Source organism: Streptomyces sp. RerS4, from assembly GCF_023515955.1.
In the GTDB taxonomy this organism is placed as follows: Bacteria; Actinomycetota; Actinomycetes; order Streptomycetales; family Streptomycetaceae; genus Streptomyces.
In genome coordinates, this window is record NZ_CP097322.1 from 5,319,666 (window position 1) to 5,344,725 (window position 25,060).

General features: G+C 72.4%; 19 protein-coding genes. 16 read left to right on the top strand and 3 right to left on the bottom strand.

Annotated features, from left to right (window positions below; all coding sequences use genetic code 11):
* Positions 1-121 precede the first annotated feature (121 nt).
* Positions 122-1,627: a GTPase HflX gene (hflX, locus tag M4D82_RS24715; RefSeq protein WP_249768114.1), complete on the top strand. Its 1,506-nt coding sequence runs from the start codon at positions 122-124 to the stop codon at positions 1,625-1,627.
* Between the two features lie 106 nt (positions 1,628-1,733).
* Here the strand turns inward: hflX and M4D82_RS24720 are convergent, their stop codons facing one another.
* On the bottom strand, positions 1,734-2,912 hold the full coding sequence (locus M4D82_RS24720) for a trypsin-like serine peptidase (protein ID WP_249768115.1): 1,179 nt from the start codon (positions 2,910-2,912) through the stop codon (positions 1,734-1,736).
* Between the two features lie 454 nt (positions 2,913-3,366).
* On the opposite strand from M4D82_RS24720, the gene M4D82_RS24725 reads away from it, so the two are divergent.
* From M4D82_RS24725 to M4D82_RS24740, 4 genes are all read left to right on the top strand, one after another.
* A complete protein-coding gene (locus tag M4D82_RS24725; RefSeq protein ID WP_249768116.1) occupies positions 3,367-4,665 on the top strand; it encodes a diaminobutyrate--2-oxoglutarate transaminase family protein in 1,299 nt (432 codons plus the stop codon).
* A 408-nt stretch (positions 4,666-5,073) separates the two neighbouring features.
* Positions 5,074-6,882, top strand: a complete 1,809-nt coding sequence (locus M4D82_RS24730) for an IucA/IucC family protein (protein ID WP_502988995.1) — start codon at positions 5,074-5,076, stop codon at positions 6,880-6,882.
* A gap of 30 nt (positions 6,883-6,912) precedes the next feature.
* The gene (locus M4D82_RS24735; protein WP_249768117.1) at positions 6,913-7,587 is read left to right on the top strand and encodes a GNAT family N-acetyltransferase; all 675 of its coding nucleotides are present in this window, start codon (positions 6,913-6,915) and stop codon (positions 7,585-7,587) included.
* Between the two features lie 204 nt (positions 7,588-7,791).
* Positions 7,792-9,786, top strand: a complete 1,995-nt coding sequence (locus tag M4D82_RS24740) for an ATP-dependent DNA helicase (RefSeq protein ID WP_249768118.1) — start codon at positions 7,792-7,794, stop codon at positions 9,784-9,786.
* A gap of 92 nt (positions 9,787-9,878) precedes the next feature.
* Here the strand turns inward: M4D82_RS24740 and lexA are convergent, their stop codons facing one another.
* Positions 9,879-10,670, bottom strand: a complete 792-nt coding sequence (lexA, locus tag M4D82_RS24745; RefSeq protein ID WP_249768119.1) for a transcriptional repressor LexA — start codon at positions 10,668-10,670, stop codon at positions 9,879-9,881.
* 472 nt (positions 10,671-11,142) lie between these two features.
* On the opposite strand from lexA, the gene nrdR reads away from it, so the two are divergent.
* The 9 genes from nrdR (at position 11,143) to M4D82_RS24790 (ending at position 20,048) form a co-directional block, all read left to right on the top strand.
* Complete coding sequence (gene nrdR / locus M4D82_RS24750) at positions 11,143-11,658, top strand: transcriptional regulator NrdR (RefSeq protein WP_249768120.1); 516 nt, start codon at positions 11,143-11,145, stop codon at positions 11,656-11,658.
* Between the two features lie 131 nt (positions 11,659-11,789).
* Positions 11,790-14,678: a vitamin B12-dependent ribonucleotide reductase gene (locus M4D82_RS24755; protein ID WP_249768121.1), complete on the top strand. Its 2,889-nt coding sequence runs from the start codon at positions 11,790-11,792 to the stop codon at positions 14,676-14,678.
* Positions 14,679-14,819: 141 nt separating this feature from the next.
* On the top strand, positions 14,820-15,659 hold the full coding sequence (locus M4D82_RS24760) for an arylamine N-acetyltransferase family protein (protein WP_249768122.1): 840 nt from the start codon (positions 14,820-14,822) through the stop codon (positions 15,657-15,659).
* A gap of 32 nt (positions 15,660-15,691) precedes the next feature.
* On the top strand, positions 15,692-16,297 hold the full coding sequence (locus M4D82_RS24765) for a YdbC family protein (RefSeq protein WP_249768123.1): 606 nt from the start codon (positions 15,692-15,694) through the stop codon (positions 16,295-16,297).
* 72 nt (positions 16,298-16,369) lie between these two features.
* The gene (locus M4D82_RS24770; protein WP_249768124.1) at positions 16,370-17,029 is read left to right on the top strand and encodes a histidine phosphatase family protein; all 660 of its coding nucleotides are present in this window, start codon (positions 16,370-16,372) and stop codon (positions 17,027-17,029) included.
* 11 nt (positions 17,030-17,040) lie between these two features.
* The gene (locus M4D82_RS24775) at positions 17,041-17,955 is read left to right on the top strand and encodes an ADP-ribosylglycohydrolase family protein (RefSeq protein WP_249768125.1); all 915 of its coding nucleotides are present in this window, start codon (positions 17,041-17,043) and stop codon (positions 17,953-17,955) included.
* Between the two features lie 229 nt (positions 17,956-18,184).
* On the top strand, positions 18,185-18,508 hold the full coding sequence (locus M4D82_RS24780; RefSeq protein WP_249772131.1) for a TetR-like C-terminal domain-containing protein: 324 nt from the start codon (positions 18,185-18,187) through the stop codon (positions 18,506-18,508).
* A gap of 152 nt (positions 18,509-18,660) precedes the next feature.
* The gene (gene rnhB / locus M4D82_RS24785; RefSeq protein ID WP_249768126.1) at positions 18,661-19,371 is read left to right on the top strand and encodes a ribonuclease HII; all 711 of its coding nucleotides are present in this window, start codon (positions 18,661-18,663) and stop codon (positions 19,369-19,371) included.
* Positions 19,372-19,430: 59 nt separating this feature from the next.
* Entirely contained in the window at positions 19,431-20,048 is a 618-nt protein-coding gene (locus tag M4D82_RS24790; protein WP_249768127.1) for a hypothetical protein, read from the top strand.
* Between the two features lie 102 nt (positions 20,049-20,150).
* Here M4D82_RS24790 and M4D82_RS24795 read toward each other — a convergent pair whose 3' ends face one another.
* Positions 20,151-20,780 carry a hypothetical protein gene (locus tag M4D82_RS24795; protein WP_249768128.1) on the bottom strand — a complete coding sequence of 210 codons (630 nt, stop codon included), beginning with the start codon at positions 20,778-20,780 and terminating at the stop codon, positions 20,151-20,153.
* 364 nt (positions 20,781-21,144) lie between these two features.
* On the opposite strand from M4D82_RS24795, the gene M4D82_RS24800 reads away from it, so the two are divergent.
* The gene (locus M4D82_RS24800) at positions 21,145-23,304 is read left to right on the top strand and encodes a RecQ family ATP-dependent DNA helicase (RefSeq protein ID WP_249768129.1); all 2,160 of its coding nucleotides are present in this window, start codon (positions 21,145-21,147) and stop codon (positions 23,302-23,304) included.
* Positions 23,305-23,782: 478 nt separating this feature from the next.
* A complete protein-coding gene (locus tag M4D82_RS24805; RefSeq protein WP_249768130.1) occupies positions 23,783-25,048 on the top strand; it encodes a DUF4192 domain-containing protein in 1,266 nt (421 codons plus the stop codon).
* Positions 25,049-25,060 lie beyond the last annotated feature (12 nt).

Consider the following 25,060-nt stretch of genomic DNA (forward strand, 5'->3'; position numbering starts at 1 on the left):
GCCGGGACGTCCGGGGAATCTCCGGACCGGGCGCCGCGTTGGACGTGACAGTGTTGTGTCACGCACGGCGGTACCTTTGGCCCTGGCCGGCGCGACATCATCGAATCGACGTAAGGATCCAATGACCTCCTCTTCTTCCCCTTCCCAGGACCCGCGGGACGCGCAGAACGTGCGGGACTCGCAGAGCTTCACCGAGAGCCTTCGGGCCGATGCCCTGATGGAAGAGGACGTCGCCTGGAGCCACGAGATCGACGGCGAGCGGGACGGCGACCAGCTCGACCGCTCCGACCGCGCGGCACTGCGGCGCGTCGTCGGCCTCTCCACCGAACTCGAAGACGTCACCGAAGTCGAGTACCGCCAGCTCCGCCTGGAGCGCGTGGTCCTCGTCGGTGTCTGGACCTCCGGCACCGTCCAGGACGCGGAGAACTCCCTCGCGGAGCTCGCCGCCCTCGCCGAAACGGCCGGCGCCCTCGTGCTCGACGGCGTCATGCAGCGCCGCGACAAGCCCGACCCGGCCACCTTCATCGGCTCCGGCAAGGCCCGCGAACTGCGCGACATCGTCCTGGAGAGCGGCGCCGACACCGTCGTCTGCGACGGCGAGCTCAGCCCCGGCCAGCTCATCGCCCTCGAAGACGTCGTCAAGGTCAAGGTCGTCGACCGGACCGCGCTCATCCTCGACATCTTCGCCCAGCACGCCAAGTCCCGAGAGGGCAAGGCACAGGTCGCCCTCGCGCAGATGCAGTACATGCTGCCGCGCCTGCGCGGCTGGGGTCAGTCGCTGTCCCGGCAGATGGGTGGCGGCGGCGGTGGCGGCATGGCCACCCGAGGCCCCGGTGAGACCAAGATCGAGACCGACCGGCGCCGCATCCGCGAGAAGATGGCGAAGATGCGCCGGGAGATCGCGGAAATGAAGACCGGCCGCGACATCAAGCGGCAGGAACGACGCCGCAACAAGGTGCCCTCGGTCGCCATCGCCGGCTACACCAACGCCGGCAAGTCCTCCCTGCTCAACCGCCTCACCGGCGCCGGCGTACTGGTCGAGAACGCGCTCTTCGCCACCCTCGACCCGACCGTCCGCCGCGCGGAGACCCCGTCCGGCCGCGTCTACACCCTGGCCGACACCGTCGGCTTCGTCCGGCACCTGCCCCACCACCTCGTCGAGGCGTTCCGCTCCACGATGGAGGAGGTCGGCGACTCCGACCTCATCCTGCACATCGTCGACGGCTCGCACCCGGCGCCGGAGGAGCAGCTGGCCGCCGTACGCGAGGTCATCCGCGAGGTCGGCGCGGTCAACGTGCCCGAGATCGTGGTGATCAACAAGGCCGACGCCGCCGACCCGCTCGTGCTCCAGCGCCTGCTGCGCATCGAACGGCACTCCATCGCCGTCTCGGCACGCACCGGACAGGGCATCGAGGAACTGCTCAAGATCATCGACGACGAGCTGCCCAGGCCCGCCGTCGAGGTCGAGGCACTCGTGCCCTACACCCGGGGCGGGCTCATCGCCCGCGCCCACGCCGAGGGCGAGGTGATCTCCGAGGAGCACACCCCGGAGGGCACCCTGCTCAAGGCCCGCGTCCACCAGGAACTGGCCGCGGAACTGGCACCGTACGTGCCCGCGAAGCACTGACGGCACCCCGTGCGTGACGAAGGCCCCCCGCTCGATCGCGGGGGGCCTTCCTCATGAATCGTCAGCGATCGTCAGCAATCGTCGGCAATCGTCAGCGGCGTCTCTCCTACTTGAACTTGCCGCTCACCGCGTCGTAGATGCCCTTCGCCTCCGGACCCAGCCGAGGACCGGCCAACCAACCCGCCTTCGCCGGGCCGATCGACGTGTTCGACACCAGCGCCGGCTTGCCGTCGGCACCCGCCGCGACCCAGCCGCCACCCGAGGAACCACCCGTCATCGTGCACCCGATGCGGTACATCACCGGGTCCGCCTGGCTCAGCGCCAACCGACCCGGCTTGTCCGTGCACTGGAACGCCTTCTGGCCGTCGAACGGAGCCGCCGCCGGGTAGCCCGTCGCCGTGATGGAAGCCACCTTCTGCACCGCCGGCGCGTTGAACTCCACCGGAAGCGCCGTACCGACCGTCTCCTCCAGCGACTTCGTGCCGCCCTTCTCCGGCGTCACGTGCAACACCGCGAAGTCGTACGGGGCACCCGCGCCGCCCGTCGGACCGCCGGTCGCGATCCACTGGTTCGACGTCTGCGCCCAGTCGCTCCACCACACGCCGTACGGAGCCACCTGATCGCGCGGGGCGTTCTTCAGCTCCGCCGCCGGCTTGCCCGCGTTGTTGTACGACGGGACGAAGGCGATGTTGCGGTACCAGCCACCGGCCTTGCCCGCGTGCACGCAGTGACCCGCCGTCCAGACCATGTTCGACTTGCCGGGGCGCGCGGGGTCCTTCACCACGGTCGCCGAGCACACCATCGAGCCCTCGGGCCCGTCGAAGAAGACCTTCCCGGACGCCGGAACACTGGAGTGGTACGGGGCGACGGCCGGCTTGGCCGCTACGGGAGCCGGAGTCGGGTCCGTGACGCCCTGGTCCTTGCCCGCGTCCGGGTCGACGGCCGGACGCTGCGGCATCTCGGCGTCACGCATCCGGTCCGGGTCCCACAGGTCCTCGATGATCGGGTTGACGTAGTCGCCCGCCTCGCGGAGCCAGTCCTCCTTCTTCCAGTTCTTCCACGCACCCCCCTTCCACTTCTCCAGGTCGAAGCCGTGCTGCTTGAGCTTGTCCTTCAGCTCCTGCGGGATCTGGAAGCCGTCCGTGGCGCCGGACGGCAGCGACGCGGCCACGGTCGGCTTGGCGTCGCCGCCGCCGGCCTCGCCGTCGCCGGGTCCGCAGGCCGCGGCCGTCAGCGCGAGCGCGGCCGCGCACAGGATCGCGGTGACCGGTCGGTTCGGTCGCATGTCGTAAGTCCCCCTGGTGCTTCGAGGTGTTGAGACGGTGTCGCCGGTGGCGGTGTGCAGCACCCCACTATGCCGCCGCCGGGTAGGACGGCGACCCCCGGGTCCGCGGTTCCTTCGCGCGCACCGCCCTCGCGCGGGCCGCGACCCGTGTCGGGGCAAGGATCTTCGGTCCACCCGTGATCCGTCGCCGCCGGCGTCGTTGGTACGTACGGGGGACGGCGCAGCAGCGTTCATGTTCGAGGCGCAATCCGGAAGATGAAGACGTGCGGAGGACCGAGATTTCGTGGCCGTGACCGAGCCGCCCGCAGCCGCGGCGCCCCTTCTCCCACCACCGGCGAGCCGTACGCCGGACCCCGGGCCGCCCCACGCGCCCGACTCCGCGCCGGACTCTTCGCCCGACCCCGCGCATGCATCCGCGCCTGAATTCGCTCTGGTTCCGCCGCAGGTCGGCCGGTTGCACGCAGCAGCTGAAAGCATCCTGCGCCGGCAGGCCCAACGCGAGTCCGCCGCCCGGACGTACGCCCGCTCGCTGCCCATCGTCCCCGTACGGGCCCGGGGGTTGACCATCGAGGGCGCCGACGGCCGGCGCTACCTCGACTGCCTCTCCGGCGCGGGCACCCTCGCCCTCGGCCACAACCACCCCGTCGTCCTCGAAGCCGTCCGCAAGGTCCTCGACTCGGGGGCCCCGTTGCACGTGCTGGACCTCGCGACCCCGGTCAAGGACGCCTTCACCACCGAGCTCTTCGAGAACCTGCCGCCCGGCCTCGCCGCCGACGCCCGCGTGCAGTTCTGCGGACCCGCCGGCACCGACGCCGTCGAGGCCGCCCTCACCCTCGTCCGCGCCGCCACCGGACGCACCGGGCTGCTCGCCTTCACCGGCGCCTACCACGGCATGACCAGCGGAGCCCTGGCCGCGTCGGGCGGCGCCACCGACGTACGCGTGACCCGGCTCCCGTACCCGCAGGACCGTCACTGCCCGTTCGGCGTCGGCGGCCCCGAGGGCGCGCGCCTGGCCGCCCGCTGGACGGAGAACCTGCTGGACGACCCCAAGGGCGGGGTCGCCGCGCCCGCCGGCATGATCCTCGAACCCGTCCAGGGCGAGGGCGGGGTCATTCCCGCCCCGGACGACTGGCTGCGCCGGATGCGCGAGATCACCGCCGAGCGGGGCATCCCGCTGATCGCCGACGAGGTCCAGACCGGCGTCGGCCGGACCGGCGCCTTCTGGGGCGTGGACCACGCCGGGGTGGTGCCCGACGTGATGGTCCTGTCCAAGGCGATCGGGGGCAGCCTGCCGCTCGCCGTGATCGTCTACCGTGCCGAACTCGACGTCTGGGCCCCCGGCGCCCACGCCGGCACCTTCCGCGGCAACCAGCTCGCCATGGCCGCCGGCGCCGCCACCCTCGCCTACGTACGCCGCAACGGCCTCGCCGAGCGTGCGGCGACCCTCGGCGCCCGGATGCTGAGCGCCCTCCACGGCCTGGCCGCCGAGCAGCCGTGCGTCGGAGAGGTCCGGGGTCGCGGCCTGATGATCGGCCTCGAACTGATCGACCCCGCCACCGGGGCCGCCGACCCGGGCCTCGCCACCGCCGTCCGCCGGGAATGCCTGAACCGCGGCCTGATCGTCGAGCTCGGTGGCCGTCACGGCAGCGTCCTGCGCCTGCTGCCCCCGCTGACCCTCACCGACGAACAGGCCGCCGCCGTCCTGGACCGCCTCGCCGACGCCGTCCCCGCCGCCGCCCGCCGGCCCCACTGACCGAAGGACCCCCGATGCCCGACCCCTCCGCCCCCCACCCCCACCCCGAGCCGGGTCCCCCCGCCCCCGCCCCCGGCGACGCGCTCCCGGCGGTGGGCTCCGCGTCCGGGCAGGCCGGCGCCCCGGGCCCCGGCGTGCGCACCACCGGCCCGGCCGACGGCGGGGCCTTCCCCGGGCCCGCCGCCACCCCACCCCACCGGCGCCCCCGCCGCCCGCCCCGACCGCCGCGGCCCCCGCCCCGCCGCCCGCCGCCGCCCGTACCGGGGAGGCCGAGCCGCCCCGGCCCCGGGGCACAGGCCCCGCACCGGCCTCTCCCGGGAACTGCCGGAAGCCGCCGCGGCGCCCGGCGACCCCCAGCCCTGGACGGCGCCCGCACCCCGGCCGGCCGAGCCCGTCCCCCCGGGCAGCGTGCCCCGCCAGAAGGACGGCACCCTGCGACCCCGCGTCGGTGGGATCGGCCCGGTCGGCCCCGAACCGGCGGCCCTGCCCGACCTGCTGGACCACCCCGACCCGGCCGTCGCCGCCGAAGCCTCCACGGTGGAGAACCTCCTGCGGTGCTGGGTGCGCGAAAGCGGCATCGGCCGCCCCGACGGGCCCGTCGGAACGCTGCTCCGCATCCCCCTGCGCGCATCCGGCGTCACCCTGCTGGTTCCGGTCCGGCATTGGTCCCCGGCAGGCTGGCACCGCTTCGCCCCCGCCCGACTCGAAGGCGCCCCCGCCCACGCGCCCGCCGTCGACGCCGCCACGCTCGCGGCCCTCATCGCCCGCGAGGGCGCCGGCCGCGGCGGAACCGACCTCGTCGGCCGCGTCTGCGACTCCGTCCGCCGGACCACGGCGTTCATCGCCGACCGGCGCGCACGCCCCACCGCCCCCGCCCCCGTCGCCGCGGACCCCTTCCTCAGCGCGGAACAGTCCCTCCTCCTCGGTCACCCCCTCCAGCCCGACCCGAAGAGCCGCGAAGGACTCTCCGAAGCCGACGCACGTCGCTACTCACCCGAACTCCACGGCTCCTTCCCCCTGCACTGGATCGCGGTCGCACCCACCGCCCTCGCCACCGACTCCGCCTGGACCGAGCGGGGCCGCCCCGTCTCCGCCGCCCAACTCCTCGCCCGGCTCGCCCCCGGGCTCCCGCTGCCCGCCGGCACCACCCCCCTTCCCCTGCACCCCTGGCAGGCACACGACCTCCTCCAACGGCCCGCCGTCGCCGCCCTCCGCGACGCCGGACTCCTCACCGACCTGGGCCCCCACGGCGCACCCTGGTACCCCACCTCCTCCGTCCGCACCGTCCACCGCCCCGGCACGCCGGCCATGCTCAAGCTGTCCCTGGGCCTGCGCATCACCAACAGCCGCCGCGAGAACCTCCGCAAGGAACTCCACCGGGGCGTCGAGGTCCACCGACTGCTCCGCACCGGCCTCGCGGAACAGTGGCAGGCCCTCCACCCCGGCTTCGACATCGTCCGCGACCCCGCCTGGGTCGCCGTCGACGCCCCCGACGGCACCCCCGTACCGGGCCTCGACGCCCTGCTGCGACACAACCCCTTCCGCTCCGACGACCACGCCGTCTGCGTCGCCGCACTGACCTCCCCGCGCCCGTGGCCCGGCCGGACGACGATGAGCTCCCTCCTCGCCGACACCATCGCCCGCCTGTCCCGCACCACGGGACGCGCCGGCACCGCCGTGGCCGCCGAGTGGTTCCTGCGCTACCTCGACCACGTCGTCCTGCCGGTCCTCGCCTTCGACCGTCTCGCCGGTATCGCCCTCGAAGCGCACCAACAGAACACCCTGGTGCTCCTCGACCCGGCGGGCTGGCCCGTCGGCGGCCGCTTCCGCGACAACCAGGGCTACTACTTCCGCGACTCCCGGCGCACCGAGCTGGAGCAACGCCTCCCGGGCATCGGCGCCGTCAGCGACACCTTCGTCCCGGACGCCGTCACCGACGAACGCTTCACCTACTACCTCGGCATCAACAACGTGCTCGGCCTCATCGGAGCCTTCGGATCCCAACGCCTCGCCGACGAGCGCGTCCTGCTCGCCGCCTTCCGCCGGTTCCTCGGCAAAGCCGCGGACCTCGGCCCCATCCCCTCCCGCCTGCTCGACTCACCCACCCTGCGCTGCAAAGCGAACCTGCTCACCCGCCTGGGCGGTCTCGACGAGCTGGTGGGCCCCGTCGCCACCCAGTCCGTCTACGTCACCATCGCCAACCCCCTTCACGATTGACGCGCTCCCACGGATCCGGAGAAGAGCCCGATGCCCTCCACCGACACGACCATCGGCCCCGCCCCCGGTGCCACCCGCCACGAGGCCACCGGACCCCGCCTCACCGCCGACCTGCTGCCCCTGCTCGCCGAGGCGGACCTCCTCGACTCCCCGGCCGGCTGGGGCACCGTCACCACCCCGGCCGGAGCCTTCCGGCTCCAACCCGTCCGCCCCGACCGCGACCTCGCCCTGCTCGCCGGCTGGATGAACGACCCCGAGGTCGCCGCCTACTGGGAGCTCGACGGACCCGCCGCCGTCACCGCCGCCCACCTGCGGGCCCAGCTGGACGGCGACGGCCGCAGCGTCCCCTGCCTGGGCGTCCTCGACGGCACCCCGATGAGCTACTGGGAGATCTACCGGGCCGCGCACGACCCGATCGCCCCGCACTACCCGGCGCACCCCGACGACACCGGTATCCACCTGCTCATCGGAGACGGCACGAACCGCGGCCGCGGCCTGGGCGGCACGCTCCTGCGCGCCGTCGCCGACCTCGTCCTCGACAACCGGCCGCGCTGTACCCGCGTCATCGCCGAACCGGACATCCGCAACACCCCCTCCGTCTCCGCCTTCCTGACCGCCGGATTCCGCTACGCCGCGGAACTCGACCTCCCCGAGAAGCGCGCCGCCCTGATGATCCGGGACCGGGCGCTGCGCAACCTTCTCTGATCGCCGCCCCGGTCCCGTCCCACGGGGGGACGTGAACCCTTCTCGCCTGAAAAACTCCGGGCCGTGCAGGGGGGTTCCCGATCGGGATCGGATTGCGCCGAACGGGTGGCGGTCCCTCGTACGGGCGGAGATCGGCCCCGCCCGGGGTCGCTTCCCCGAGACGGTCCGCGACTGTCACCGGAGCCCCGTAGGGTTGGTCTTGCTATGACGAAGCCCTCCCTCCCCGACCTGCTGCATGCCGCCGTCTCCGCCGTCGGCGGCACGGAGCGGCCCGGCCAGGTGGCCATGGCCGAAGCCGTCGCCGAAGCGATCGACGAGAACTCGCACCGGCTCATCCAGGCCGGCACCGGCACCGGCAAGTCCCTCGGCTACCTGGTGCCCGCCCTCGCCCACGGCGAGCGCGTCGTCGTGGCCACGGCGACCCTCGCCCTCCAGCGCCAGCTGGTCGAGCGCGACCTGCCGCGCACGGTCGAGGCGCTGCATCCGCAGCTGCGCCGCCGGCCGCAGTTCGCCATGCTCAAGGGCCGGTCGAACTATCTCTGTCTGCACCGCCTCCACGAGGGCGCCCCGCAGGACGAGGAAGAGGGCCTCTTCGACCAGTTCGAGGCGGCCGCCCCCACCAGCAAGCTCGGCCAGGACCTGCTGCGCCTGCGCGACTGGGCGGACGAGACCGAGACCGGCGACCGCGACGACCTCACCCCCGGCGTCTCCGACAGGGCCTGGAGCCAGATCTCCGTGTCCTCCCGGGAGTGCCTCGGCGCCACGAAGTGCGCCTACGGAGCCGAGTGCTTCGCGGAGGCGGCCCGTGAGCGGGCCAAGCTCGCCGACGTCGTCGTCACCAACCACGCGCTGCTCGCCATCGACGCCATCGAGGGCGCCCCGGTCCTGCCGCAGCACGAGGTGCTGATCGTCGACGAGGCCCACGAACTCGTCTCCCGCGTGACCGGCGTCGCCACAGGCGAGCTCACCCCGGGCCAGGTCAACCGGGCCGTGAAGCGGGCCGCCAAACTGGTCGACGAGAAGGCGGCGGACTCCCTCCAGACGGCCTCCGAGTCCTTCGAGCGGGTCATGGAGCTCGCGCTCCCCGGCCGGCTCGAAGAGATCCCGGAGGACCTCGGGTACGCGCTGACGGCCCTTCGGGACGCCGCGCGCACCGTGATCTCCGCGATCGGGGCCACCCGCGACAAGTCCGTCCACGACGAGGACGCCGTACGCAAGCAGGCGCTCGCGGCGGTGGAGAACGTCCACGCCGTGGCGGAGCGCATTGTGAACGGTTCCGAGTACGACGTCGTCTGGTACGAACGCCACGAGTCCCGCGGCGGAGCCGCATATCGGCCCAGCGGTGCCACCCTGCGGGTCGCCCCGCTCTCGGTGTCCGGGCTGCTGCGCGAGAAGCTGTTCGAGGACCGCTCCGTGGTCCTCACGTCCGCCACCCTCAAGCTGGGCGGCGACTTCAACGGCGTCGCGGCCTCGCTGGGCCTGTCCGCCGAGGGCGTCGAAGGAGAGGACGTGCCCGTCTGGCGCGGTCTCGACGTCGGCTCCCCGTTCGATTATCCGAAGCAGGGCATCCTCTACGTCGCCAAGCACCTCGCCACCCCGGGCCGCGAAGGCACCCGGGGCGACATGATGGACGAGCTGGCGGAGCTGATCGAGGCGGCCGGCGGCCGTACCCTCGGGCTGTTCTCCTCCATGCGCGGCGCCAAGGCCGCGGCGGAGGAACTCCGGGGCCGGCTCGACCACCCGATCCTGCTCCAGGGTGAGGAGACGCTCGGCGAGCTGATCAAGGCCTTCGCCGCCGATCCGAAGACCTGCCTGTTCGGCACGCTGTCCCTGTGGCAGGGCGTGGACGTCCCGGGACCCAGCTGCCAGCTCGTGGTCATGGACCGCATCCCGTTCCCCCGCCCCGACGACCCGCTGATGAGCGCCCGGCAGAAGTCGGTAGAGGAGCACGGCGGCAACGGCTTCATGGCGGTGGCCGCCACCCACGCGGCGCTGCTCATGGCCCAGGGCGCCGGCCGGCTCGTCCGGGCCTCCGGCGACCGGGGCGTCGTGGCCGTCCTGGACCCCCGGCTGGCCACGGCCCGCTACGGGAGCTTCCTGAAGGCCACGCTCCCCGACTTCTGGTACACCACGGACCGCAACCAGGTCCGGCGCTCGCTGGCCGCGATCGACGCCTCCGCGAAGGCGGACGGCAAGTAGCGGCCGGCCGCAGGAGACACGAACCAGCAGGAGACATGAAACAGCTCCGGGACCGGCGCAGTGGGTCCCGGAGCTGGCTGGGAGGCGTCGGGTCAGACCCGGCGCAGTACCGCGACGACCTTGCCGAGGATGGTGGCGTCGTCACCGGGGATCGGCTGGTAGGCGGCATTGTGCGGGAGCAGCCACACGTGGCCGTCCTCGCGCTTGAAGCGCTTGACGGTGGCCTCGCCGTCCAGCATCGCGGCGACGATGTCGCCGTTCTCCGCGACGGGCTGACGGCGGACGGTGACCCAGTCGCCGTCACAGATCGCCGCCTCGATCATCGAATCGCCGACGACCTTCAGGACGAAGAGCTCACCGTCACCGACCAGCTGGCGGGGGAGCGGGAAGACGTCCTCGACGGACTCCTCGGCGAGGATCGGGCCGCCGGCCGCGATCCGACCGACCAGGGGCACGTAGGAGGCCGCGGGCTTGCCGGTGGTGTCGGTCGGCTGCGAGCTGGGCTGGTCGGAGCCGCGGACCTCGTAGGCGCGGGGGCGGTGCGGGTCGCGGCGCAGGAAGCCCTTGCGCTCCAGCGCCATGAGCTGGTGCGCCACGGACGAGGTGCTGGAGAGGCCGACGGCCTGGCCGATCTCCCGCATCGACGGCGGGTAGCCCCGCCGCTGCACGGAGTCCCGGATGACCTCGATGACCCTCCGCTGCCGGTCCGTGAGCCCGGAGCTGTCGGCGCGGATGCCTGGAGGTCGACCTGGCAGCGAGCGAGCGGGGCGTACGGTGTCCGCCTCCGGGTTCTGACCTGCGTCATTCATGGCATGCACCGGCTCAAGTCGGCTCTGGGAGCGGTTCTGGGCAGTGATGGTGGCACTGTCTGCGGTGGTGGTCACGTCGGCGGCCCCTCTCGAAATGTTCTCCCTAGCTGGACAACGGTAGTAGCTTTCGAAAGGTTGCGCCAAACACACGTTCGAGTGAAAAATCGCGGATCGCCCACCTGGGTTAAGGCGGTGGGTGTATGGAGCAGGCGGTCGTCCGAACGGTGGTTCGGCTCCGTCTTCGGTACTTACGGTACCCTTCCCGGTTGGATCGCCACCCCTGGGGGCCGTGCCCAGTGTGGCACCGTCGGCCCCCGTATCCGGCCCGCGCACGCCGCGACACGCCCCGTGTCGAAAATCCGGCGCAACCCAAGATCTAGTGGTTGGATGGGCGCCGCCGCCCAGAAGTTGTGGTCCCTGGGTCTGCTGGGGTCTGCGACATCGCATATGCTTGGGGCTGCTCCACAAGCCCCCGGCAGAGACTTCTCTCGGCCGTTCAGGGGCCCTGTGGGGTGATTCAGTCGTGCCAAGGAAGGGTGAGGGAACCGTGCACTGCCCCTTCTGCAGGCACCCCGACAGTCGCGTCGTCGACAGCCGGACCACGGACGACGGCACGTCGATCCGCCGGCGCCGTCAGTGCCCCGACTGCTCCCGTCGCTTCACGACGGTGGAGACGGCCTCGCTGATGGTGATCAAGCGCAGCGGGGTGACCGAACCCTTCAGTCGTACCAAGGTCATCTCCGGCGTCCGCAAGGCGTGCCAGGGACGACCGGTCACCGAGGACGCCCTCGCCAAGCTCGGCCAGCGGGTCGAGGAGGCGGTGCGCGCCACCGGGAGCGCCGAGCTGACCACCCACGACGTGGGTCTGGCCATACTCGGCCCGTTGCAGGAGCTCGACCTCGTCGCGTACCTGCGGTTCGCATCCGTTTACAAAGCGTTCGACACCCTTGAAGACTTCGAGGCCGCCATCGCGGAACTGCGCGAGCCGCGGCCTCACCCCCATGAGTGCGAGCACGGAGGGACCGCCTCGGTCGTCCCCGTGCCCGCCTCCGCCGCCGACTGACCGGACGGGCCGCAGCGCAGCGCGGTCGGAACCGGTCGTCGGCAGGGCGAGATTCGTAGAAACAGACACACACCGTGCCGCGGAATAACGCTGGCACTTTAGGGCGTTTTTGCCCGCATATGGGAGGCGGCATGACAGAGACGGCGAGCGGCTCGGCGCGAGGTTCCCGTACCAAGGGGACCAAGGCTGCCAAGGGCGGCCTGCGTATCGAGCGCATCCACACCACCCCGGGCGTGCACCCGTACGACGAGGTGAGCTGGGAGCTCCGTGACGTCGTCATGACCAACTGGCGCGACGGCTCGGTCAACTTCGAGCAGCGTGGCGTCGAGTTCCCCGACTTCTGGTCGGTGAACGCGGTCAACATCGTCACCAGCAAGTACTTCCGCGGTGCGGTCGGTACGCCGCAGCGCGAGACCGGTCTGAAGCAGCTGATCGACCGGATCGTGAAGACGTACACGAAGGCCGGCGACGACAACGGCTACTTCGCCTCCCCCGCCGACTCGGAGATCTTCGAGCACGAGCTGACGTACGCGCTCCTGCACCAGATCTTCAGCTTCAACTCGCCGGTGTGGTTCAACGTCGGCACGCCCCAGCCGCAGCAGGTCTCCGCCTGCTTCATCCTGTCCGTCGACGACTCCATGGAGTCGATCCTCGACTGGTACAAGGAAGAGGGCATGATCTTCAAGGGCGGCTCCGGCGCCGGCCTGAACCTCTCCCGCATCCGCTCCTCCAAGGAGCTCCTCTCCTCCGGCGGCAACGCCTCCGGCCCGGTCTCCTTCATGCGCGGCGCCGACGCCTCCGCCGGAACGATCAAGTCGGGTGGCGCGACCCGCCGCGCGGCCAAGATGGTCGTCCTGGACGTGGACCACCCGGACGTCGAGGACTTCATCGCCACCAAGGTGAAGGAGGAGGAGAAGATCCGCGCCCTGCGTGACGCGGGCTTCGACATGGACCTGGGCGGCGACGACATCACGTCCGTCCAGTACCAGAACGCCAACAACTCCGTCCGCGTGAACGACGAGTTCATGACGGCCGTCGAGAACGGCACCGAGTTCGGCCTGCGCGCCCGCATGACCGGCGAGGTCATCGAGACGGTCGACGCAAAGGCGCTCTTCCGCAAGCTGGCCGAGGCCGCGTGGGCCTGCGCCGACCCGGGCATCCAGTACGACGGTGTGATCAACCACTGGCACACCTGCCCCGAGTCCGGCCGCATCACCGCGTCCAACCCGTGCAGCGAGTACATGCACCTGGACAACACGTCCTGCAACCTCGCCTCGCTGAACCTGATGAAGTTCCTGAACGACGACGGCAAGGGCGACCAGTCCTTCGACGTCGAGCGCTTCTCCAAGGTCGTCGAGCTCGTCATCACCGCGATGGACATCTCGATCTGCTTCGCGGACTTCCCGACGCAGAAGATCGGCGAGAACACCCGCGCGTACCGCCAGCTGGGTATCGGCTACGCCAACCTCGGCGCCCTGCTGATGGCGACCGGCCACGCGTACGACTCGGACGGCGGCCGTACCCTCGCCGCCTCCATCACCTCGCTGATGACCGGCACCGCCTACAAGCGTTCCGCCGAGCTGGCCGCCATCGTCGGCCCGTACGACGGCTACGCCCGCAACGCCGACGCCCACAAGCGCGTCATGAAGCAGCACGCCGACGCCAACGCCGTCGCCCCGCGCACCGACGACCTCGACAACGTGATCTGGGCCGCGGCCACCGAGGCCTGGCAGGACGTCCTGCACCTCGGCGAGAAGAACGGCTTCCGCAACGCCCAGGCGTCCGTCCTCGCGCCGACCGGCACCATCGGTCTCGCGATGTCCTGCGACACCACGGGCGTCGAGCCGGACCTGGCCCTGGTCAAGTTCAAGAAGCTCGTCGGCGGCGGCTCGATGCAGATCGTCAACGGCACCGTGCCGCAGGCGCTGCGTCGCATGGGCTACCAGGAAGAGCAGATCGAGGCGATCGTCGCCCACATCGCCGAGCACGGCAACGTCGTCGACGCGCCCGGCCTGAAGACCGAGCACTACGAGGTCTTCGACTGCGCCATGGGCGAGCGCTCCATCTCCCCGATGGGCCACGTCCGCATGATGGCCGCGATCCAGCCCTGGATCTCCGGCGCGATCTCGAAGACGGTCAACATGCCGGAGTCGGCGACCGTCGAGGAGATCGAGGAGATCTACTTCGAGGCGTGGAAGCTGGGCGTCAAGGCGCTCGCCATCTACCGCGACAACTGCAAGGTCGGTCAGCCCCTCTCCGCCAAGAAGAAGGAGGAGGAGAAGACCGAGATCACCGAGAAGGCCGAGGAGACGATCCGCACGGCCGTCGAGAAGGTCATCGAGTACCGTCCGGTCCGCAAGCGCCTGCCCAAGGGCCGCCCGGGGATCACCACCTCCTTCACCGTGGGTGGCGCCGAGGGCTACATGACGGCGAACTCCTACCCGGACGACGGCCTGGGCGAGGTCTTCCTGAAGATGTCCAAGCAGGGCTCGACCCTCGCGGGCATGATGGACGCCTTCTCCATCGCCGTCTCGGTCGGTCTGCAGTACGGCGTCCCGCTGGAGACGTACGTCGCGAAGTTCACCAACATGCGCTTCGAGCCGGCCGGTATGACGGACGACCCGGACGTGCGGATGGCGCAGTCGATCGTCGACTACATCTTCCGCCGCGTGGCGCTCGACTTCCTGCCCTTCGAGACCCGCTCCGCCCTCGGCATCCACTCCGCCGAGGAGCGTCAGCGTCACCTCGACACCGGCTCCTACGAGCCGCTGGACGAGGAGCTCGACACCGAGAGCCTCGCCCAGTCGGCGCCGGTCGCGGCGCCCGTGCAGGCGGCCAAGCCGGTGACGGTCGTGCCGGTCCCGGCCCCGAAGACGGCGCACAGCAGCGCCGAACTGGTCGAGATGCAGATGGGTGTCTCCGCCGACGCCCCGCTCTGCTTCTCCTGCGGCACCAAGATGCAGCGCGCCGGTTCCTGCTACATCTGCGAGGGCTGCGGCTCCACCAGCGGTTGCAGCTGAACCACGTGAGTGAAGGGGCGCCGGCTCGTGCCGGCGCCCCTTTCGCGTACCCGGGGCGCGCCTTGGATCCGGGGGCGGGCGCGGCGATCATGAGCGGGGGCCCGAGCGAGCGGGCACGTCACGACGGGGGAGCGGGAAGCCATGTGGAGCGGTGACGCACTGGACCTGGACGCGTACCTGGAGCGAATCGGGTACGCCGGACCGGTGGGGGAGGGCGGGGAACTCCGCCCGGACCTCGACACGTTGAAGGCGGTGCATCGTGCGCACACCGACTCCATCGTCTTCGAGAGCCTGGACGTCCTGCTCGGCCGCCCCGTCGAGCTGGAGCTGAAGGCCGTCGAGGACAAGCTCGTGCACCGCCGCCGCGGCGGCTACTGCTACGAGCAGAACTCGTTGCTGGCCGCCGCCCTGGAGCGGATCGGCTACGAGGTCACCGGGCGCGGCGCCCGCAACCGCACCCGGGGCGACGCCCTGCTCGCGGTGACGCACGCCGTCCTCGTCGTCACCGTCGCGGGTGAACCCTGGCTCTGCGACGCCGGGTTCGGCTGGCAGGGCCCGCGCGAGCCCGTCCCGCTCGCGCGGCCCGGGGCCGAAGCGCGCCAGGGCGCGTGGACGTTCGCCGTGCGCGAGGAGGAGGACGGCGTCCTCGTGCTGCGCACCCTGCGCGGGGGAGTCTGGCGTGACCTCTACGCCTTCTCCCCGCAGCGCTACCACCCCGTCGACTACGTCCTGCTCAACCACTACAGCTCCTCCCACCCCAGCTCGTCCTTCGTCGGCCGGACCGTCGTGCAGCACCCGGGCGACGCGGTCCGGGTGGCGCTCGTGGACCGGGAGCTGTCGCGCCTGCACCCCGACGGGCGCGTCGAGCGGGAGCCCGTGGCCGCGGACGCCCTTCTCGACGTCCTCGCCCGGGAGTTCGGCCTTCGGTTGTCCGAGCGAGATGCGGCGGAACTGGTACGGATCCACCGCTCCGGGGACTGACCGCACGCGCGCCCGGCCCGTACGATGGCGCGGTGCTGGTCAAGTGGATTAGCTGCACGGTGACGGACCGACGCGGGTTCGAGCGCGGGCAGCGCAAATGGGCGGGGCTGCTCGGCGAACCCGGGTTCCGGGGCCAGGGCGGCGGCTGGAGCCGGGGCCGGCCGGGGATCGCGCACGTCTTCGGTTTCTGGGAGAGCCGCGCCTTCTACGATTCCTTCATGGCGCGCTCCCACGACCGCCTGGCGGCCGCGCAGAACGGCACCTACGCGGCCACGCGCATCACCCTCTTCGACCACCGCTTCGACGTGAAGACCGGTTTCGAGCCGCGCTTCCACGACGCCGACGTGGTCCGCGTCGCCCACGCCCGGGTGCGGGAGGGTCGCGTGGACCACTTCGCCCTCATGCAGGAGAAGGTATGGAACCCGGCCATGGCCGGCTCACCCGGCATGATCCGGGGCCTCTTCGGGGAGGCCCCCGGCCGCGAGTTCCTCGTCCTGTCGATGTGGCTTTCCGCCGCCGAGCACGGCAAATACCGGGAGGAACGGGTGGAGCGGCTGTCGCTGCGCGCCCAGACCGAGGCCGACGTGGAAGCCCTCACCGGGGACGTCGTGGACCTCGAACCCGGATGGACGGTATGACCGTACGACGACCGGCAGCCTGATCGGCGTGCCCGGTGCGTCGGCGCTCCGATGGCCGAATAGGGTCGTGGAATGGTACGACCACGGCGCATCGTCCTCGTCCGGCACGGGGAATCCGAAGGCAACGTCGACGACACGGTGTACGAGCGGGAGCCCGACCACGCCCTGCGGCTGACCCGCCGCGGCCGCGAGCAGGCCGCCGCGGCGGGCGTCCGGCTGCGCGAACTCTTCGGCGACGAACACATCAGCGCCTACGTGTCCCCGTACCGCCGCACCCTCCAGACCTTCCGCGAGCTGCGCCTGGACCCCACGCGGGTGCGGATGCGCGAGGAGCCGAGGCTGCGCGAGCAGGACTGGGGGAACTGGCAGGACCGGGACGACGTACGGCTGCAGAAGGCCTACCGGGACGCGTACGGGCACTTCTTCTACCGCTTCGCGCAGGGCGAGTCGGGCGCCGACGTCTACGACCGGGTCGGGTCCTTCCTGGAGAGCCTCTACCGCAGCTTCGAGGCGCCGGACCATCCCGAGAACGTGCTGCTGGTGACGCACGGGCTGACGATGCGGCTGTTCTGCATGCGCTGGTTCCACTGGTCGGTGGCCGAGTTCGAGGCCCTGTCCAACCCGGGCAACGGCGAATTCAGGGTGTTGATGCTCGGACCGGACGGCCGGTACCGGCTGGACCGCCCGTTTGAGCGGTGGACCACACCCGAGCCTTACGACCTGGACGGATAAAGTGGCGGGCGATGACCGCTGATTCCGCTCCCGAAACGCGCTACGCACGCGCGATGTCCAGCCTCAGAGGGCTGGCACTGGGTGACGCCCTGGGCTCCCAGTACTTCGTTCCCGTGAACTACCCGCTGCTCAAGCGGCGCGAGCTGCCGGCAGGCGACGAGACCTGGCAGTGGACCGACGACACCGAGATGGCCTGCTCGGTGGTGGCCGTACTCGCCACGCACGGCCGCGTCGACCAGGACGCGCTCGCGCGTTCCTTCGCCGACCACCACGACTTCGACCGGGGCTACGGGCCCGCCGTGAACCGGATGCTGCGCCTCGTCCGGGAGGGTGAGGACTGGCGCACGCTGGCGGCCGAACTGTTCAACGGGCAGGGCTCGTGGGGCAACGGCGCCGCCATGCGGATCGCCCCGCTGGGCGCCTGGTACGCGGACGACCCCGAGCAGGCCACGCACCAGGCGGAGATCTCCTCCTACACCACCCACCAGCACCGCGAGGCGGTCTGCGGGGCCATGGCGGTGGCCGCCGCCGCCGCTCTGGCGGCCTCCCCGGCCGGGACGCCGACCGCCACCGACCTGCTGGACGCGGTGATCGCGCTGGTGCCGCGCAGCGCCGTCGGCGCGGGACTGCGCCGGGCGCGCGGCATGCTCGACTACGACGACGCCACCACCGTCGCGGCGGTCCTGGGCTGTGGCCGGCGAACGAGCGCCCACGACACGGTGCCGTTCGCGCTGTGGTCGGCCGCGCGGAGCCTGGACGACTACGAGCGGGCTTTTTGGACCACCGCGCAGGTCGGCGGTGACGTGGACACCACCTGCGCGATCGTCGGCGGGGTGCTGGGAGCGCGCGGCGACGCGGTGCTGCCGCAGGCCTGGCTGGCGCGGACCGAGGCCCTGCCCGCCTGGCTGCCGAGGCCGGCCGCGTAGCACCGCGCCGCGGGACCCGGCGCCTGCGCCCGCGCCTCCTCGAGGGCGGCCCCGCGACCAGCGCGAACCCGTCATGCTCCCGACCTCCGACCCACCGCGCGCGTCTCGCAGGCATCTTGAACATCGCGCTGCGGTGCCGGGGCGCAGGCGCGGACCGGAACTCGAACGGGCGATTTTGGACGGGGGTGCGCGAGGGCCTTTGCGGTTGTGCGTGAGGAAGCGGGACGTGATGCGCTCGCGGGCCGGTGTGGCGCTGCGCGTGGTCCTTCACGAATGCGACCCCGCGCACGCCGACCGGTTCCGCGGGGGCATCCGGAACGGGCTCCACGAACCGGCGCACGAACTGAGCGGAGACCTGGTGCGGCGGGGCAACGAGAAGGGTGACGTGCGGCCGGACGCGGAGGATCCGCTGCTGAGCGACATGATTCCGGCGATGATGACGTACCGCGTGAAGATGTGCGGCAGTGAACTCCCGGACGGTGAGCTCGCCGATGTGATCGACCGGGTGGTGGTCCCCGTCCTGCGCGTGGAACCGGCGCGTGCCGGCTCGTAGGAGGGGTGCGCAAGGGCGCTCACGAGCGGTGCGCGCCCGGTCGCCGAGCGCCTCCGCGAGACCCCCGTCGGGCACCTCGCGCACGCCCCGGCCGCACTGACCGCGGGCCGGGGTGTGCAGGCGGCTCCGGGCGGCGTAACCTTGCTGGCGCCATGCCGTACGAAGCACCCACCCACACCGTCGAGCGCTCGCTCCGTGCAACCACCGGCGCCAAGGTCATCGCCGGGGTCGACGAGGTCGGACGAGGGGCCTGGGCCGGTCCGGTCACCGTATGCGCGGCGATCACCGGTCTGCGCCGGCCGCCCGCGGGACTCACCGACTCCAAACTGCTCACCCCCAAGCGACGCGACGCGCTGCTGGAGGTCCTGGAGGGTTGGGTCACCGCGCACGCCCTCGGGCATGCCTCCCCGGAGGAGATCGACGAACTGGGGATGACGGCCGCCCTGCGGCTCGCGGCGGTGCGCGCGCTGGAGGCCCTGCCGGTGCGACCCGACGCGGTGATCCTCGACGGCAAGCACGACTACCTCGGCGCGCCGTGGCGGGTCCGTACGGTGATCAAGGGCGACCAGTCCTGCGTCGCCGTCGCCGCGGCCTCGGTGATCGCCAAGGTGCGGCGCGACCGGATGATGGCCGAACTGGGTCAACCGGGCGACGGCACCGAGGACTTCGCCTTCGCCGCCAACGCCGGCTACCCCTCGCCCGTCCACCGGGCCGCACTGGAGCTGCGCGGGCCCACCGCGCACCACCGGCTCTCGTGGTCCTACCTCGACTCGCTGCCTCAGTGGCGCCACTTGAAGAAGGTGCGCCGGAGCGAGGAGGCGATGGAGCTGGAAATCGGAGGCCAACTCGGCTTCGATTTCTGATCGCACCCACGTGCCACCCACCGGTACGTTTCGTACCGGTGTTTGATAGATATCAACGCATGCCTCTCACCCCCGCCATCGAGGAGCCTCAGATTCACGAGAGTGCCCAGGGTCCCCGCGTCACGCCGGCCGCGAGCCGCACCGCGCAGACCCCCCGCCCCGTACCCGGTCCGCGTCCCGCCGCCGTACCCCGGCCCGGCCGCCCCGCCCCGCCCGCCCAGCGCGCGCCGCACGCCACCCCCGGACCCGTTCCCACAGCCCCCGCCGCGCCGTCCGTCTCGGCGGCCGTGCCGCAGCTCCAGGTGATCCCGGCTTCCGCCGAGGGCGCGCTGGACGCGGCCGAGGAGGCCGTGGACCTGCTGCTCGACACCGGGCGCGCGCCCGGCGACGTCCTGGTCATCACCACCGGCGACCCGCACCCGTGGGCCGCGCACGAGCTGTCCTTCGGCGAGGCCCGCTACTGGGCGCAGCACGACGCCAAGGACGACGTCTTCTACGCGGACGCCGCGCACGTGCGGCGTGCCGCGAGCCGTCCCGTCGTGGTCTTCGCGGCCAACGGCGGACCGGCCGGGGCGATCGCGACCGCCCTGCCCGTCGCGCTCGCCCGTGCGGGTGCGCTGCTGATCGTCTGCGGCGACGTGGCGCAGATCAACTCCGTGCTGGGCACGGGCGTCTGACGCCCCGTATCCCGACGAAGTCCGAGGCCCGACGAGCCGTACGCCCTGCCGGGGGTACGGCCGTGAGGGCTGCCCGCGCGGGGGCAGGTGCGTCGGAAGGCGTCAGCGGGCGGCGGTCCGGCGCAACGCCTCGGTGACGCCGCCGGCGGAGCGCAGGGTCAGCGGGGCCGGTTCCAGACCCCCGGATCCGAGGCGTTCGGGCCGCGATCCCGAGCCGGGGCGCCGCCCGCCGCGACCGTCGCCGAGGACCTGCCAGCCACCGCGCGTCAGCGTGATGTACGCGCCGCAGCGCAGCCCGTGCAGGGTGCAGGCGTCCCGCAGCCCCCACATCCAGGCCCCGTCCTCCTCGGTCCACCGCTCGTCGCCGTCCCGGCAGTACATGAGCACCGCCGTCCGGACCGGGGTTCTTCGCCGCAGGTCGTGCGGGATGACGCGGCGCAGCCGCGACAGCAGCGCGTTGCGCAGCTCCCAGCCGTCGACCGAGGCGGACCGCTGGGCGAAGGACGCGCTGGCGACGATCCGTTCGTCGGGGTCGAGCACCGCGACCACGGCGGTGGACGGGACCGGGCCGTGCAGGGTGTGCAGCGCGCCGACCACCTCGCGCGGATGACTCAGCAGCGGTATGCCCGCGGCCGTCCACTCGGCGGGTTCGAGCAGTCTGCCGTGCCGGCCGGCGCCGCCGGTGGCCGTCGTGACGGTGGTGGTCGACGGCGGGGCGAATCCGAAGGTCACGGTCCTCCCTTCGGGTACACGCCCGCGAACGGGCATGGCTGGGCTGTGGGCGCGCCGCTGCGCGGCCCTGGAGAGTGCCGACGAGCCGAGCGGGAGCACTCCGATTCTCGCGTGGCCCGCGAGGATGGGGCAATGAGCATTTGAGGCCGCAGACCGGAATTCGCCGGTATGCCGTTCATATCCTTGCCCCGTCCGGCCGGAGATGACGCATTCCGTCGTGCTCCTGCTGGAATCGGACCGCACCCACCAGCGGAAACGCGGTTCTCGCCGCCGCTCGGCGAAGCGGCCGGTCCAACCGTTCGTGATGGACGCGTCACGCTGGGCGAATTGGCCGATTGTCCGTGCCATCCGGTTGCATGGGGGCATGGACACCCTGGAGCTCCGCACCGAAGCCGATGCCATCCTCGCCGAGCTCGTCGGCGCCCCGCGGGGCTCGGCGCGGCTGCGCGAGGACCAGTGGCAGGCGGTCGCGGCCCTGGTGGAGGAGCGCCGGCGGGCCCTGGTGGTGCAGCGCACCGGCTGGGGGAAGTCGGCGGTGTACTTCGTCGCCACCGCGCTGCTGCGCCGTCGTGGCGCCGGACCCACGGTGATCATCTCGCCGCTGCTCGCGCTGATGCGCAACCAGGTCGAGGCGGCGGCGCGCGCCGGCATCCAGGCGCGCACCATCAACTCGGCCAACCCCGAGGAGTGGAAGACCATCTACGAGGAGGTCGAGCGCGGCGAGACCGACGTCCTCCTCGTCAGTCCCGAACGCCTCAACTCCGTGGACTTCCGCGAACAGGTGCTCCCCAAGCTCGCCGCCACGACCGGCCTGCTCGTGGTCGACGAGGCCCACTGCATCTCCGACTGGGGCCACGATTTCCGCCCCGACTACCGCCGACTGCGCGCGATGCTCGCCGAACTCGCCCCCGGCGTGCCGGTCCTCGCCACCACCGCGACCGCCAACGCGCGCGTGACCGCGGACGTGGCCGAGCAGCTCGGCACCGGCGCCGGCGAGGCCCTCGTCCTGCGCGGACCCCTGGAACGGGAGAGCCTGCGCCTGGGCGTGGTGCGGCTGCCCGACGCCGCGCACCGGCTGGCGTGGCTGGCCGAGCACCTCGACGAGCTGCCGGGCTCCGGGATCATCTACACCCTCACCGTGGCCGCGGCCGAGGAGGCCACCGCCTTCCTGCGTCAGCGCGGCTTCACGGTGGCCTCGTACACGGGACGGACCGAGAACGCCGACCGCCTGCAGGCCGAAGTGGACCTGCAGGAGAACCGGGTCAAGGCACTGGTGGCGACCTCCGCCCTCGGCATGGGCTTCGACAAGCCCGACCTGGGCTTCGTCGTGCACCTCGGCTCGCCGTCCTCCCCGATCGCCTACTACCAGCAGGTCGGCCGCGCCGGGCGCGGTGTGGAGCACGCCGAGGTGCTGCTGCTGCCGGGCAAGGAGGACGAGGCCATCTGGCGCTACTTCGCCGACACCGCCTTCCCGCCCGAGGCGCTCGTACGCCAGACCCTCGCGGCCCTCGCCGACGCGGGACGCCCGCTGTCGGTGCCGGCCCTGGAGGCGGCGGTCGACCTGCGCCGCACCCGCCTGGAGACCATGCTGAAGGTCCTCGACGTGGACGGCGCCGTGCGGCGGGTGAAGGGCGGCTGGGAGAGCACCGGTCAGCCCTGGGCGTACGACACCGAGCGGTACGCCTGGGTGGCCCGGCAGCGGGCCGCCGAGCAGCAGGCCATGCGCGACTACGTGAGCACGTCCGGGTGCCGCATGGAGTTCCTGCGCCGGCAGCTGGACGACGAGGGGGCGACCGCCTGCGGACGGTGTGACAACTGCGCGGGCGCCTGGGCCGATTCCTCCGTGTCGGCGGAGACACTGACCGGCGCGGCCAGGGAACTGGACCGCCCCGGCGTGGAGGTCGAGCCGCGCCGGATGTGGCCGACGGGCATGCCGGCGCTCGGCGTCAACTTGAAGGGACGCATCCCGGCCGGCGAACAGTGCTCCACCGGGCGCGCCCTGGGCCGGCTCTCGGACATCGGCTGGGGCAACCGCCTGCGCCCGCTGCTGGCCGAGGGAACCCCCGACGGACCGGTCCCCGACGACGTCCTGCACGCCGCGGTGGCCGTCCTCGCCGACTGGGCGCGCTCCGCGGGCGGCTGGGCGGGCGACGTCCCGGACGCCTCCGCGCGGCCCGTGGGCGTCGTGGCCGTACCGTCCCTGGCCCGGCCGCAGCTCGTGGGCTCCCTCGCCCAGGGCATCGCCACCGTCGGCCGCCTCCCCTACCTCGGCACCCTGACCTACACCGGACCGGGCGGCGCGCACGCGACCCGGCGCAGCAACTCCGCGCAACGCCTCAGGTCGCTGTCCGGTGCCTTCGCCGTCTCCGAGGACCTGGCCGCCGCCCTGGCGGGCGCGCCCGGCCCCGTCCTCCTCGTGGACGACTACTCCGACTCGGGGTGGACGTTGGCCGTCGCCGCGCGCCTGCTCCGCCAGGCGGGCAGCGGACCGGTCCTCCCGTTGATCCTCGCCCTGGCGGGCTGACCCCCTGGGGCGGGGGTGTGGCGGGACCCAGGTGGTCGGCGGTGCCTTGGAGGCGGTCGCTCCGGGTGGCCGGCATGCGGCGGACGACCGGCTCCGGCACCCGGATCACCACCGGCTGCGCGAGGGCGGTCTCCCGTACCGCCGTGGTCAGGTCTGGATCCCGGCGACCGTGAGGGGGAGCCGACAGCCCAACACGCCCAGCGAACCCGGAAGTTCGGCGGCGGGCGGTATCCGGGGGACGGGGCGGGGGCGGACCTCGGTGCCCGAAGGGTCATGTGCGTTGCCCAGAAGGCCGGATGTGGCTCTCCCGGAGGGCGGTCTGTGTTCATGCGTCCATGCAACCCGATGACCCTGACACGGCGCCGGCGGTGCCGACCAACCTGTGGATGTTGAAGGTCGCACAAGAAGCGGATGGTGCGCTTCCGAGGAGTTATCCACAGGGGTTTCGCGATCGGGCCGGGCACGGGAACGTCGAGGCATGACGACGAACCACGCAGCACACAGCCCGTCCGGCCGGCCGTCCATCGGCCCGTCCGGATCTCCCACCGAATCCCGGATCACCCTGCGCAGCCCGGCCGAACTGGCCGACGCGCTGCCCTACATGCTCGGCTTCCACCCGACGGACTCCCTGGTCATGGTCACCGTCCAGGGAGAGGGCGGACGCTTCGGCGGCCGGCTGCGCGTCGGCATTCCCACCGAACCCGCCGAATGGGAGGAGACCGCCCGGCAGGTCGCCGAATGCCTGATCGGGGGCAGCGAACGGCGCGGCGGCAAGCCCGACGGCATCGTGCTCTTCCTGTGCCAGGACCCCCGGGAAGGCGAAAGCGGGCAACGGGTGATGACCCGGCTGCGGCCGCTCGCCCAGCGGATCCGACTCGCCTGCGGCGCGCTGGACGTGCCCGTCCTGGAGGCCCTGTGCCTCACGGGCGGCCGCTACTGGTCCTACACCTGCGCCGACTCCGACTGCTGCCCGGCCGAGGGCAACTCCCTGGCGACGCCCGGCACTTCCGTGATGGCGGCGGCGGCCACCTTCGCCGGGCTGCGGGTTCGCGGCTCCCTCAAGGACATCGAGAGCCGGCTGACACCCCTGCGGGGGCCCTGGGCGGCCGAACAGGAAGAGGCCCTGGAGCGGGCCGCCACCGCCCTGGTGCCGAAGATCCTCGACGGCGCCACCCGCGAGCAGATCGGCGCCGAGACCTTGAGCCTCGCCCGGACCCTGATGCGCCGCATGACCCTCGCCCCGCCCGCCGAAAACGGCCCCGGCGCCGACGCCTGGGACGACGCGCTGCTCGGACACGACGAGGCCGCCGCCGTGATCCTCGGACTACAGGACCGCGAGATCCGCGACATCGCCGCCGAGTGGATGGAGGCCGATGAGGCCGCGCCCGCCCTGCGGCTGTGGCGGGCCCTGGCTCGCCGCTGCGTCGGGGCCTACGGGGAGCACGCGGCGGCCCCGCTCACCCTCGCGGGCTGGGTCTCCTGGTCCACCGGAGACGAGCCCACGGCCCGGATCGCGTTGACGCTGGCGCTCCGGGCCGACGCCGACTACCGCTTCGCCCAGCTGCTGCACCACGCCTGCAATGAGGGCATCGACCCCGAAGGCCTGCGCCAGTGCCTGCGCGAGGAACGCAGGCGCCGTGAACCCAGCCGCAGGCGGCCCGCCGGAACCACCCGGCCCCCCGGGCGCAAGACCGCCGATCGCCGCCGCCGCACGCCCCGCCGCAGCGAGGGGAAGGACCAGTGAGCGCCCGGCGCC

Excerpts from the sequence above, each read along its gene's own strand:
- hflX (WP_249768114.1), top strand. The coding sequence starts at position 122 with ATGACCTCCTCTTCTTCCCCTTCCCAGGACCCGCGGGACGCGCAGAAC.
- M4D82_RS24720 (WP_249768115.1), bottom strand. The coding sequence starts at position 2,912 with ATGCGACCGAACCGACCGGTCACCGCGATCCTGTGCGCGGCCGCGCTC.
- M4D82_RS24735 (WP_249768117.1), top strand. The coding sequence starts at position 6,913 with ATGCCCTCCACCGACACGACCATCGGCCCCGCCCCCGGTGCCACCCGC.
- M4D82_RS24740 (WP_249768118.1), top strand. The coding sequence starts at position 7,792 with ATGACGAAGCCCTCCCTCCCCGACCTGCTGCATGCCGCCGTCTCCGCC.
- M4D82_RS24755 (WP_249768121.1), top strand. The coding sequence starts at position 11,790 with ATGACAGAGACGGCGAGCGGCTCGGCGCGAGGTTCCCGTACCAAGGGG.
- M4D82_RS24760 (WP_249768122.1), top strand. The coding sequence starts at position 14,820 with ATGTGGAGCGGTGACGCACTGGACCTGGACGCGTACCTGGAGCGAATC.
- M4D82_RS24770 (WP_249768124.1), top strand. The coding sequence starts at position 16,370 with ATGGTACGACCACGGCGCATCGTCCTCGTCCGGCACGGGGAATCCGAA.
- M4D82_RS24775 (WP_249768125.1), top strand. The coding sequence starts at position 17,041 with ATGACCGCTGATTCCGCTCCCGAAACGCGCTACGCACGCGCGATGTCC.
- M4D82_RS24780 (WP_249772131.1), top strand. The coding sequence starts at position 18,185 with ATGCGCTCGCGGGCCGGTGTGGCGCTGCGCGTGGTCCTTCACGAATGC.
- rnhB (WP_249768126.1), top strand. The coding sequence starts at position 18,661 with ATGCCGTACGAAGCACCCACCCACACCGTCGAGCGCTCGCTCCGTGCA.
- M4D82_RS24790 (WP_249768127.1), top strand. The coding sequence starts at position 19,431 with ATGCCTCTCACCCCCGCCATCGAGGAGCCTCAGATTCACGAGAGTGCC.
- M4D82_RS24800 (WP_249768129.1), top strand. The coding sequence starts at position 21,145 with ATGGACACCCTGGAGCTCCGCACCGAAGCCGATGCCATCCTCGCCGAG.
- M4D82_RS24805 (WP_249768130.1), top strand. The coding sequence starts at position 23,783 with ATGACGACGAACCACGCAGCACACAGCCCGTCCGGCCGGCCGTCCATC.